Here is a 12,362-nt window from a genome sequence, read left to right as displayed (position 1 = left end):
CGGTCTGCCAGAGTTGGTTCGGCCGAGTGGTTTTGTCGTGGAACTCGTCGGCCGCCGATAGAACCACATAGGCCGGGATCGGCTCTTGGGCGTGCACGACGGTGAAAACAGTGTCCGCATCGGCCAACTTGCGCGCAGCCTCGAAAGACGCTTGAGTATCGTGGTCTTGGTCCAGAGCGACAGGTATCAGGATATTCTTGTACATGCGATTTCCTATCTAAAGCTCCTAAGACTTCAGTCTGGTCATTACGACGGTAGAAACCCTACACAGGTTCAGATTTCGTGGATTTTCCCGCACTCTTTGTTACAGCAACAACGTCATCAACTGTTTTCTCGACAGCCTCAGCCTCGGTTTCGGCAACATACGATGCACAACGAACCACAGTTTCGAACCATTCCTGAGAGTCGGAAACTAACCGTTCTACTGAATGTCGCTGCCATTCTGTCATGCTCTTCAGGGCTTTTGACGGATCAGACGGGTTGGCTGACGATACATTGCGCGCTGTTTGAAGAGCAGTGCGGACCGCCTCGTGACGCCGTTCGAACCAATGGCGAGCAAAGGTCTCTGATTCCTCTAGCATTTTTTCCTGCGCATCCCAAAACTGCTCAATCTGAGCGCTAAAGGCCGAACTACCAGAGACAGGCGGTTGCATCTGCCTAAAAACATCCACAAGGGTAGCCGGGTAACTCGATTGGGATTTCTTTGTCGACATCGAAAGTTCCTCCTCATTCCCTAAATGGCTTATTTTGCCACCTGCTGAGAAACTTCGCCTTAATACAGATCAAAATCCCGTGTTTTTAGGCTGCCGGAACTAAACCGAGACGGGGCGCTCGTATTCTGTTAGACACCGGTTCCTAGCCGGCTGATTTGGAGTTGGAGTAATCACAGCAGCTATTTAATGCTTGGTTTTCTATTAGTGTTGTCGGCTTTCTGATTGCTCTTGGTGCCTTCTTTCTCACAGGATTGGCAGCTGATCAGCTTGGTCGGACCATTCCGGCACTTTCGATTTCGATTGATACCGCGACCCTCGATATTGTGGCAGTTGAGCTGGTGGTGATGGGCGTACACTTCGGGATGGCGCTGGTGCTGGTTGCAATAGCTACGGCGCCGGCCGCAATGACGGATGTGATCCAACAATTTGGAATATCAAACGGTTTCACTGAAACACTCAAGGGTGTGGTCGCGATTTACAACGCTTGGGGTCTCATCGCTTTCAGCATTGTCTTGGTTTTGGCTGGAGGTTTCCTTCCTCGCCGCAGGCATGGTCGTAGGTGCTGCTTTCGGTAATCTTGCCCGCATAACGACCGCGCCTTTCACGAGATCGAACACATTCAGTGGCCATTCAGGACCCTGTTCTTCCTTCTGGCTGGCGCCACATTGGATATCCAAGCCTTTGGTTTGATCGGAAAGGCCGGCGACCTTGTTCTGATCCTGCGAACTGTAGCACGAATTGTTGGTGGCTATTGTGGAGCAAGGATTGGAGGTCTGCCGTCAAACCAAGCCTACTGGTACGCCCCCGCCTTACCACCTCAGGCCGGGGTTTCGGTCGGTATGGCTCTCGTGGCCGGAGGGCAATTTCCGAATTTGGCCGTTTCCATCATGGCCTGTTCTTTCGCCAGCACTACGGCGTTCGAAGTATTGGGACCACCGTTGACACTCATGTCGATCAGGCGCGTCGTTGATAAGGCACAGAGGTATCGTAATTTTCTAGTCGACCTGGATCGTTTCGAGAAACGCGAGTAAATTTGCAAGCGGCAGACCGACCATCATCGGCTGGCCGTTCGGTAAAGCCAGCGAAATTTGTTCGTCTGTCTCAAAAACCGCACCGAAGATGGGCATTTCGCCACCATGGGCGAGCAATTGCGATCGACCATCAATCTGTTGAGCAACGCGATCCAACGGAAAAACGCCCCCATTTTTGGCGGCCAACTTGGTGAGGTCCGGCGTTTGAATAGCCAGCATTTCAGCCATTGGCCCGTCCCCGGTCGCTTCGAAACCGTGGCATTGCCAGCAATACGTCCTGTACAAATCGCTTCCACTCTGAACGCTGACTTCCTGCGCTGTTGCAGGTCCTGCGACCAAGAGCGCCAACAAAACTTTGCGAAATACCAGCATTCTCCACTCCTCCGTCTGACTTTGTTACGGACCAGGTTAAACCATCGCCTGGTTACTTCATTGACCTCGCTCATATAGGTAATGCCACTACAATTGGACCTATGTTGCGTGTCGATTGACATAGATCAAAGCAGTTCCACCCACGGGGGCTCGACAGGAGTTGTGGCGAGCCCCCTCTTCGCTGATTGGCACGCAACGCGCCTAATGCATCTTCATGCGTCTGGGCGAGCATAACCGCAACCGCTTCGATCTTGTGGGATTCCTGTTCGAGACTGGCCTCCAAGCGTTTGTCGTTCTGGTAAAGAAAGACCCAAAACCTACGATTATAAGAAGCACAGCTACAACTGTAGTCCTGAACAGAATTGTGGTCTGAGACACGAGCCGCCGCCCACCGTCGCGCAGCGCACCGGACACTTTTCTAGCGAAAGGTCGTCGGCTCGTTCGGGCGTAAGCGTATGCGTCACTCAGAATTTCTTCGACCGTATGATGCGAGAGAAAAGAGTGATCGCACAATCTGTACCGAGACATGGGGACCTTTTCACCGAACTCGATCATGTCACCATGCATAAGAGGTGCCGACGAAACCTTTTGCCCGTTTACCCAAGCATTGCGCCCCGCTGACGCGGTTATGGTTATTATGAAACCGTCGTCAGCCCATTGAAGGGTGGCAATGTCGTTATCATGGGGAGGCGCGTCCTCTTTAGGCCGAATGCTCGGTGCCCTGCTTCCACTAACAGAAACGGTAAGCGTATTATGGTAAAACCAGTTCACATTTCCACGCGATGGACCGGTCAGGCTCTCCAGAATGGCCCGCACGTCGCCTTCACCAGCATTGTCTGAGGGCGTCATGGCATTCTCGTCCGCTTTCCGCATCCTAGGCCTCCTATCCAAAGGCGCGGAGGTATTCTAACACGCTGTAACACCCTAACGATAACATGGGAGTGTATCGTTACTTAAATCGATACAAGGCCTTGCAATCTCTCCTAGGTTTCGCCCAATTCCACCTTCATTTAATCACAACTCGAGGAGGGCTGACCAATGGTAGGCCCTTTAAAATGACGTTCTTGAGGACGGTTTCGAGCCAAACAGCCGTCTATTTAGACGAGACTTTGATCTTACGGCTCGGATCTTGTGGCTCGGTCTTCGGCATTTTGACATGCAAAACCCCTTTGTCGAATGTTGCCGAAATCTTGTCGACATCGACGGTGTCCGGAAGCATCATGGCTCGGGAAAAGCTGCCATAACTTCTTTCACTGACACGCAGATCACCAGTTTCATCATGCGTAATCTTCTTCTGGCCACGCAGGATGAGCCGGCGATCTTTGATTTCAATTTCAACATCATCTTCTTCTAACCCGGGCAACTCAGCCGTGAGGACAATTGCAGCGTCCGTTTCTTGGACGTCGATCGCCGGAGAAATCGCGCCCGTCATATCAAGAGAGGGGAAGCCCGTACGTTGCGCGGCCGTTTCCGGTGGAAGAAACGGCGTTCCGCCTCCAAGAAACCGCGACATTAGGATTTCCATTTCGCGTCGAAAGTTATCGGAGAGCGGATGCGTTCCGGTGAAAAGTTGCGGGGACTTTTTGTCTTCTAGCATTTTCTGAACCTCCTCCTTTGGCCCGATTTCGCGCAGGCAATATTATGGCAGAAAGCGCGGTTAAAGACCTTGATCTTGCGCAAGCATGTTTTGCAGCTTTAGCCAAATCGAACGCACTGACAGGACCATTAGGAGTAAGGACAGTCATCCAAACAGACGTGTCTCGTCGTGCCACACTAACGACCAATCTCAGAAGTCTTGATCGAAATCCCAGGTCAGCCTACCGTTTGCCCAAATAAAGCTCGAGTTGCCAACCTTTTGCACAGTGGAGCAAAACCGTATGAAATGGCCGTATCTGGTGCTGATTTACGTTTTGCTGATCCTGGCACCACTGGGTTTTTCTTTGTCACTGGGATGGCCACCGCGATCCGTTCATCAAGAGCTCGCGTCCGGGCTTGGAATGCTAGCTTTTTCAATAATCTTGGTGGAATTTTTACTGTCTGGGCGGTTCAGGTTCGTATCTTCTGGCTTGGGTATGGATGTAACCATGCGGGTGCATCAGTTGATGGCGCGTACAGCATTCGGCTTTGCATTGATACACCCGCTTCTGTATCAGGGAACGCCTTCTGGCGGACACCGCCCCTGGGACGTATCGAACCAACTGACGATTACCACTGACTTTTCTGCGCTGGTGTCGGGTATCGGCGCCTATCTTTTGCTCTTCATTCTAGTCGCCTTGGCGATTGCCCGAAAATCCCTTGAATACAAATACGAAAAATGGCGCCTTCTGCACGGCTTGGGAGCACTGGTACTTGTCTGCTTACTGTTGCATCACACGGTCTATGCAGGGCGCTACGGTGGGCATCCGTTTCTAACATATCTTTGGATTGCCCTGACCGTTATTGCAGTGGGAACTTTGTTATATGTCTATCTCATTCGCCCATTGCGCCAGATGGGGAAGGAATGGAAAGTCAGTTCCGTGACGCGGCTAACATCGAGGCAGTGGGAGTTGCGCCTCAAGCCCGTTGGTCATGAGGGTCTGACCTATGAGGCGGGCCAGTTTGCCTGGCTCAATGTCGGTCACAGTCCATTCTCGCTAAACGAGAACCCATTTTCGATCAGTTCGGCGCCAGCCGAAGGTCCCGAGATTTCATTCGTGATAAAAGAACTTGGGGATTTCACATGCGGCCTCGGACAAATCGCTCCGCAAACCCCGGCCTATCTGGACGCCCCACACGGAAACCTGTCGATCTATAACCGCTCTGAAAAAGGTATCGTTCTGATCGCAGGTGGTGTCGGCATAGCACCGATGCTAAGCATATTGCGGCAACTGCGGCTGGATACTAAACAGTACGATCTTAAGTTGATCTACGGGAACCGGGTAGAGAAGCAGATTGTCTATCGCGAGGAACTGTCCCAAGAAGATACAGTTTTTGTTTTGTCTGAACCGCCAAGGGGCTGGCAAGGTGAAACAGGTTTGATCGACGGGTCTCTCTTGGATCGCAATTTGTTGAAAGAGCATTTTGAAAACTGTTTGTTTGTACTCTGCGGCCCTGCTGCGATGATGGACGCCGTCGAAGATCACCTGATCGCCCGGGGAACTTCGTCAGAACGGATTTTGTCCGAAAGGTTTGACTATGATTGATCGGTTCAGAAACCAGCCTGCGCGCCGACGGGTGAAGCTGGCAGTCTGGGTCATCAATATTTTGATTTGCTTCGTTATCTTGGCCTTTTCCCTGAGATAGCGGAGCAGACCAATTGGCATTTGGCGATTTGAAGAACGCCATCGCGAGTTCTGAAAACTATTAATACTATGAGAGGGAGATCGTGAAGCACGTCGTAGTGTTGGGACGGGAAACTGATCCACGGGATGGGCACGCGAGTTTACTGACTGGGATGAATTAAAGCCAATTGTGATGAAGTTCCTTGGTGAAAACGGTCAGAAAAACCAACACTTCTTTAGATAAGTTACTAAGAATGCTTAGCTATAGCTGAATTTTTTAATGAAGATATCAAGCCACGGTATGTAGCCAAATCACCGGTGCCGGTTCATTTCATCAGTGCCCGAAAAGTACTGGAAAGCGGGTTTGCTCCAACATTGCTTGCGTTGTTCCTCCAAATACTGCCTCTCGTACATAGGAATGCCCATAAGCGCCCATTACAACGAGGTCGGCCCCCAATTCTCTTGCTCGCTCCTGAATACACTGTTCAATCGATAGCCTACCACTCTGCATTTGTGACACAACCACGTTGCACCCGTGATGTCTGAGCCATGCAGCAATGTCAGATCCAGCTTCCTGACCTTCAGCGTCATCACGCAAGGGCGGATCAATACACCCAACCGCAACGTCTTTCGCCGACAAAAAATAGGGTAAAGCCAAATGCGCAGCCCTTGCTGCAGGCAAGCTATCATTCCATGCCAGAAAAACATGGTCACGATGGGCAAATGGATCTCCATTGATGATCAAAGCGACCGGTGAATGAAACAATAGCCCGTACGCGATCTTGTGAAACAAATCGGGGTCTTTTCGCAACTCGGCGTCTAGAAAGGCCACATCAGAGCTATTGGCTTGCCGTGCTGCAAGTTGCTTTAATTCTGTTCCAGAACCCATAAAGGCGAATACGGTTGCCGATACACCCTGCTGCACAAGAAGCGCTTCTACCTCAGTGGTGCGGGACTGTAAGGCTGCTTTTTTTGCTTGCAGAACATCCAACCAGTTTGAAGGGAGACCTGCCTCAAAGAACTTGTTTGATCCATACTTCAGGTAAGGCAGGTTGGGTAAAGCCACGATCAAAACGCATACCAAATGACCGTTGCGGTTACGGGCAGCTTCGGCGCATTCCAAAATCGACGCGTCGTCAGTATCAACGCCTACAAAATACACCCATGTTTTGTGTTGCATTGGTGACCTCCGTCCAAATCTTCACAACGCGCAGGAGTCGAGCACGCTATTTGTACAGAAACAGAGACAATCTCGCCGGGCGCTCCTGTTACTTCGGCAACATGAAGAACTCTTCCAGCGCAATCTTGCCTTCTGCTACCGAGTACACAGCTATCTCGCGCAGAGACATGCGCTCACCCGTAGCCTTCTGAATAACTTCAGCCCTAAACCGCACTCCAAAGCGGTTGGGAGGATGGACATAGGGACCATCTACGTCCATTTCTTGGATTTCATACGCTGCCAACCAATCCTCTCTTTTTCCCTTGATGGCCTCTCGACCTTTTGCAACACGGAACTGCCGAACCGGAGGCACAACTGCCTCAATTGACTGAGCGTTTTCGGTATACATTTCATCAACACTCACGAGGCCCCTGCGCCCACGCATGGCCTGAACGAATGATCTTCCGATTTCAACTAAGTCTTCCATGAGAAACTCCTTACGTTGCCAAAGACTGTACCATTTCTTGCCGGAGCCAATTTTGACAAGGATCAATGAGCTTTTCGACGGATGCCGTTAGGCTAATTCGAACCAACCTCTGCCAAGAAACAAAGGATGACTATTAGTCGCGTACGGATGGAAGCCAAACGAAAGCTTCATTCCGCACCTCGAGTATTGCACAGCCTGACTTTGAGTTATCACTTCGGGTTGAAAGCAGTAATTGGACAGATTTGCTTGATCCACTACTACTCCAAAGGATCAGCCATTTGCCTTATCCCTGAGTGGTATTGAGAAAACACCGTAATAACGTGTCCATAGCCTCGCAGCACTAGCTGATCTGCGCGAGGGAACGCCGAAAGAGCTTTAGGCTTGTCAATAACAAAGCAATACCCAGCAGCGCCATCCAGATGAATTCCGGCCAGACAGTTTCGATCCCAGCGCCCTTAAAGACGATAGCCTGACTCGCCGACATGTAGTGGCGTGACGGCAGAACCAAAGTACCTACTTGTAACCAAGCCGGTTGACCTTCAATTGGGGTCTCACCACCGGACAGCATTAGCATTGGCAGCACAATCAACATGACCAGAAGCGCAAACTGCGCCATCGAGCGCGCAATTGTTGCCAGAAACACCCCAAGCGCCGTTGCCGTAAAAAGAAACAGGGCTGTGCCAACCAGAAATAACATTTTGGACCCGGCGACACTAATTCCCAAAGAACCCTGCATTACAAAGGTTAGTGAAAGACCAGCCGCGATCAGAACCACCGCAGCGTTTGCCCAGATTTTAGCGATGGCAATGTCGAATGGAGCAAGCGGCATGGCTAGCAGATGCTCGATTGTCCCGTGTTCTCTCTCTCGGATCATCGCAGCTCCGGTCAATATAGTTGTGAGCCACATGATCTGGCCGATCAGAGCGACGACACCGGCAAAACGTACAGTATCTCTGTTTGGATTGAACGCGCTTCTAAGAATGACACTGATTGAGGGAGCGTCTACAAGATCGGCCCCAATTGCATAGCGATGTATTTCGGCGCTCAGAATACTGGTGATGTAGCTTGCACCGATACCGGCCTGTTCCATCGCGGTCGCGTCAATTAGAACCTGAATCTCCGGGCTGCGCCCTGCGCGCAGGTCCTTTTCGAACCCGGGAGGCACGGCCACAACGAAAATAAAGTGCCCAGCATCCATGTACGCAGCTCCTTTCCCGGGTTCGATTTGGACGACCGGCTGGAACTCAGGTGGGAAAAACGCTGTGGCGAGTGCTCGTGATAGCGGCGAGTTATCTTCATCTGCAAACGCTATTGAGGCGTTGTTCACGGAACTTGCCACTCCCGTCGCTTCCATGATTGGAGCCAGCGTGAAAGACCAAACCAGCAATGCCATCATCACCCAATCACGTCGCAGGCTCATCATTTCTTTCAGTCCGAGCCAGAATATGCAGTACAGGCGCTGCATTCACTTCTCCTGCGCCCGAAGGCATAAGGCTGCGATCAGTGTCAGGACTGGTCCGAAACAGGCGAGTGCCAGAAGGTCTGAGGCAAGCGCCTCCCAACCCAAGCCTTTGGTGAAGGCACCAACGTTTAGGTGCAAGAAATAGGAAGAAGGCCAGAGCGAACCAACTACTTGAGCGCCCCCTTCAAGCGTTGAAACGGGCTGCAACAGACCCGAGAATTGAATTGTTGGAACAACTGAGGCGATAGCCGTTGCAAACGTTGCGGCCACCTGACTGGATGTCATTGTCGCGATCAACAACCCGTAAGATGTTGTTGCCCATACGTACAGAAAAGCACCAACGGCCAAGGGTAAAGGATCCCCTTTTAACGGTACGCCGAAGAGAAAAACGGTCATTCCTGCCAAAAGCAGAAAATTTGCGTACGCGATCACGATGTACGGAATTTGTTTGCCGATCAGAAACTCAAGCCGCGTGGTTGGAGTCACATAGAAATTGACAACCGACCCCAGCTCTCGTTCCCTCGCCACGCTTACGGCTGTCAATACGGCTGGTAACATGATCAGCAGGATAGCAGGCATTGCCGGAGCCATGGCGGCGATGCTTTCAAAACTCTGATTGTAGCGAAACCGGGGTTCAATCCGGGCGATGTCTATCTGGCTATTTCCATTGTTGCGGCCATGCTCCTTGAGAAAAGTTTGGTGCAGTCCAGAAACATATCCTTCAACCGTCTCACCTTTGAATGGGATAGCGCCATCAACAGTTGCGAGTACCTGGGTCGGTTCACCCGTGCTCATTTTACGGTCAAAATCAGGCGGCAACTCAACAACCAGAGAAACCTCACCTGCCTTTAGACGGTCGCGCCCTTCGCCGGCGCTTTGCAGCGGCGGTGTCGGTTTAAAGTAGGACGATCCTGCGAATTCAGCCGCATAAGCACGACTCTCCGGCCCCTGAGAAAAGTCAAGTACCGCGAATTCAAGTTCATCAATGTCCAGTGTAATGCCAAAGCAAAAGACCAACATTAGAATAGCTGAACCGAGAAACGCGAAAGCCAGACGAACCGGGTCGCGAGCTACTTCGACGGTTTCCCGCCGCGTATAAGCAAATATGCGAGCAAAAGCGCTTCCTTCGGCTTTGGATTTGGTCCTGGAATTCACCTCTGGCGCGACAATGGCGGTTGGTTTTTCTGCTGCCTCCAGTATCGAAATAAAGGCATCTTCAAGGTTTTCCGCCCCCTCGTCCGCGATCAGTTCAGCCGGTGTACCTTCGGCTAAAACCTTACCGGCGTGCATGAAAGACACGCGATCACAGCGTTCCGCCTCACCCATGAAGTGAGTGGACACAAAGATCGTAACCGCCTCCTTTCGCGAAAGCTCAATCAGCAAATCCCAGAAGGAATCGCGCGCCTCTGGATCCACACCGGATGTTGGTTCATCGAGTATTAGGACCCGCGGACGATGGATCACTGCTACTGCCAGCGACAGACGCTGTTTGATCCCCAAGGGTAGTGCCGTCGCCAATGTATCCCGGTGATCTACAAGCCCAAAGCGCTCAGTGAGTTCCGAAACACGCTTTTCCCGGTCGGCAATTGCAAAAATACGCGCATGCAGTTTTAGGTTCTGATGTACCGACAACTCGCCATACAAGGAAAAGGCCTGGCTCATGTAGCCTATTTCACGTCTCATTACACGATCACGTGCATCCACGGGATCGCCAAACATCAGTGCTTCGCCCGAACTGGCAGGCAACAAGCCAGTCAACATCTTCATTGTAGTGGACTTGCCGCAGCCGTTTGACCCCAAAAACCCGAATATCTCTCCACGATTGATTGTGAAGTCGACGTTGTTTACGGCAGTGAAATCACCAAAGCGTCGCGTCAGTCCACGCGCAACTATCACCGGGCTTGTTTCGATCCGTCCATTTGCCTTCTTGCCCGACTTTAAAACAGGTGCTTCCCGCGCTCTCAGACGCCGATATGCGGTTTCTAGGTCTACATCACCACCTTTCAATTCGGAGGGCTTCCCCTGAAAGATGACTTGACCCGCATCCATCGCGACAATCCAGTCAAAACCGTCGGCTTCTTCCATGTACGCCGTCGACACCAATACCGACAGTTCAGGGTTTTTTGCTCGGATTGCCTCAATCAAAGCCCAGAATTGCCGACGCGACAACGGGTCGACCCCGGTCGTTGGCTCATCCAATACCAAAAGTTTGGGGTCATGGATCAGAGCACAACAAAGGCCTAGTTTTTGCTTCATCCCACCCGAGAGTTTGCCCATCAGACGGTCTTCAAACTGCGCAAGCCCGGTCGCCGACAATAAAGCTGCGATACGGGCATCCCGCTCTACATGTCCTTGACCAAAGAGACCTGAGAAGAACTCCAGGTTCTCGCGTACAGACAATTCCGAATATAGGTTTCGACCCAACCCTTGCGGCATGAACGCGATGGCTGGACAAATTCTGTGTCGATGGCGGGAGTCGCCGATCGAACCGCCTAGAACGTCGATTGTACCGGATTGCAGTTTCTTAGCGCCGGTGATCAAACCAAGCAGTGTAGACTTTCCCACCCCATCCGGCCCGATGAAGCCAACAAGCTGGCCGCTCGGCAATTCCAACGAAACAGATTCCAATGCAACATGCTTGCGATAGCGGTGCCTAATACCTGAAATTCGAATATCGCAGGTTTCAACCTCGGCGCTCATTCGAACAGCTCTTCTGGGATGCGTTGTTCGAGTGCCTCAGGCCAAGCAACGGCTGGGTCGATCCGGATCACTGCTACACCGCGCAGACCGGTTTTGACATGCTCGATCCGACTTTCAACCAAATCTACGGGGATGCGGACACGAACGCGAAAAACCAGTTGTTCTCGCTCAACCAGTGTCTCGACCTGTTTGGGTGTGAATTGTGCCTCGGGGGAAACAAAGCTAACAAATGCAGGTATTGCATATTCCGGCAAAGCGTCAAGCACGATGCGAGCCTCTGCTCCAATGGGCAATAGCCCGGCTTCGCGCGCGGGAAGAAATACTTCCATGTAAACGTTCTCGAGGCCAAGAATAGTTAGGATTGGTTCGCCCGCACCAACCACCTCTCCGGGTTCTGCCAGCCGATAAAGTACGCGACCGGGCAAAGGTGCCGTTAAAGTGCTGTCTTCGATCTGAGCCTCAATCCGGCGCACTTCGGCCTCAGCGGCAGCAATCCGGCTTTCTGCGGTTGCAACTCGGGCTTCAGCGGCACCTAATACGGCTGAAGCTACTTTGTGAGTGGTTTCTCGATCTTCAAAAATAGTTTCAGAGATATTCTGCCCTGCTAGCAGCGCTGTAGCACGATCGAGCTCTTGCTCGGCCCTGCGCTGTTCGCTTTGGCGTTGCACAACCAGCGCTTCCGCTTCGGCCTTTGTCTGATTTGCCAATGCGACTTCGGCTTTAGCCCGGTCCAGAGCAGCAGATAGCTCGTCTATATCCATCTTAGCCAGGATTTCACCGGTAGTGACCATACTGCCTTCTGTAGCCAATACCTTCGCAACCCGGCCTGCATCGGTTGGCGCTATCTCGACTTGCTCCGCCTCGACGCGCCCATTTCCTTGAACAAATCCGTCCGGCAATTCATTGCCATTATCGGCCACAACTGCGTATAGCAACGCGCCAGCGATTACTAAACCAGCCAAAACAAGAAATACCGATAAGTTCTTGGTCATAGCATTTCGCCTGAAAATTGGTTTCTGGCGTAGAGTTTACTGTGTGCACGGACCCTAAGCCTTGCTTTGGATCAAAACTGACCCTGGCGCCTCGGTGCCAAGCAATTGTTTGTACGAACGTCGGTTTCGGTGTTGCGGGTTCTGTTGCGATACGTCGGAAAACAGATTTTTAGCGTCTTGGTTAGC

The 12,362-nt window shown here is 51.8% G+C and carries 10 protein-coding genes and 1 pseudogene; 2 read left to right on the top strand and 9 right to left on the bottom strand.

The window, feature by feature from the left end; genetic code table 11:
* Together AC2FEE_RS11135 and AC2FEE_RS11130 are read right to left on the bottom strand one after the other, a co-directional pair.
* Positions 1 to 205: pseudogene (locus AC2FEE_RS11135) on the bottom strand (universal stress protein); the annotation flags it as partial.
* A 58-nt stretch (positions 206 to 263) separates the two neighbouring features.
* Complete coding sequence (locus tag AC2FEE_RS11130) at positions 264 to 713, bottom strand: phasin family protein (RefSeq protein ID WP_496865199.1); 450 nt, start codon at positions 711 to 713, stop codon at positions 264 to 266.
* 251 nt (positions 714 to 964) lie between these two features.
* Between AC2FEE_RS11130 and AC2FEE_RS11125 the strand changes: the two genes are divergently transcribed.
* Positions 965 to 1,288 carry a hypothetical protein gene (locus AC2FEE_RS11125; protein WP_496865198.1) on the top strand — a complete coding sequence of 108 codons (324 nt, stop codon included), beginning with the start codon at positions 965 to 967 and terminating at the stop codon, positions 1,286 to 1,288.
* A gap of 420 nt (positions 1,289 to 1,708) precedes the next feature.
* On the opposite strand, the gene AC2FEE_RS11120 is transcribed toward AC2FEE_RS11125, so the two are convergent.
* Complete coding sequence (locus AC2FEE_RS11120) at positions 1,709 to 2,116, bottom strand: c-type cytochrome (RefSeq protein WP_496865196.1); 408 nt, start codon at positions 2,114 to 2,116, stop codon at positions 1,709 to 1,711.
* Between the two features lie 1,093 nt (positions 2,117 to 3,209).
* Positions 3,210 to 3,713 carry an Hsp20/alpha crystallin family protein gene (locus AC2FEE_RS11115; protein ID WP_496865195.1) on the bottom strand — a complete coding sequence of 168 codons (504 nt, stop codon included), beginning with the start codon at positions 3,711 to 3,713 and terminating at the stop codon, positions 3,210 to 3,212.
* A 265-nt stretch (positions 3,714 to 3,978) separates the two neighbouring features.
* Here AC2FEE_RS11115 and AC2FEE_RS11110 point away from each other — a divergent pair, with 265 nt between their 5' ends.
* Positions 3,979 to 5,298 (top strand): ferredoxin reductase family protein, encoded by a 1,320-nt coding sequence (locus tag AC2FEE_RS11110; RefSeq protein ID WP_496865194.1) that lies wholly within the window; start codon positions 3,979 to 3,981, stop codon positions 5,296 to 5,298.
* Between the two features lie 412 nt (positions 5,299 to 5,710).
* Here the strand turns inward: AC2FEE_RS11110 and AC2FEE_RS11105 are convergent, their stop codons facing one another.
* From AC2FEE_RS11105 to AC2FEE_RS11085, 5 genes are all read right to left on the bottom strand, one after another.
* Positions 5,711 to 6,556 (bottom strand): universal stress protein, encoded by an 846-nt coding sequence (locus tag AC2FEE_RS11105; RefSeq protein WP_496865193.1) that lies wholly within the window; start codon positions 6,554 to 6,556, stop codon positions 5,711 to 5,713.
* 88 nt (positions 6,557 to 6,644) lie between these two features.
* Positions 6,645 to 7,022 carry a SnoaL-like domain-containing protein gene (locus AC2FEE_RS11100; protein WP_496865191.1) on the bottom strand — a complete coding sequence of 126 codons (378 nt, stop codon included), beginning with the start codon at positions 7,020 to 7,022 and terminating at the stop codon, positions 6,645 to 6,647.
* A gap of 340 nt (positions 7,023 to 7,362) precedes the next feature.
* Positions 7,363 to 8,487 (bottom strand): ABC transporter permease, encoded by a 1,125-nt coding sequence (locus AC2FEE_RS11095; protein ID WP_496865189.1) that lies wholly within the window; start codon positions 8,485 to 8,487, stop codon positions 7,363 to 7,365.
* Entirely contained in the window at positions 8,488 to 11,184 is a 2,697-nt protein-coding gene (gene rbbA / locus AC2FEE_RS11090; protein WP_496865187.1) for a ribosome-associated ATPase/putative transporter RbbA, read from the bottom strand. It abuts the gene before it with no gap.
* Positions 11,181 to 12,176 carry an HlyD family secretion protein gene (locus AC2FEE_RS11085; protein WP_496865185.1) on the bottom strand — a complete coding sequence of 332 codons (996 nt, stop codon included), beginning with the start codon at positions 12,174 to 12,176 and terminating at the stop codon, positions 11,181 to 11,183. Before AC2FEE_RS11085 ends, rbbA begins: the two co-directional genes overlap by 4 nt.
* Between the last annotated feature and the right edge of the window lie 186 nt (positions 12,177 to 12,362).

This window comes from Ruegeria sp. YTSC199 (genome assembly GCF_059609725.1).
This window is presented reverse-complemented; position numbering and strand designations above follow the sequence as displayed.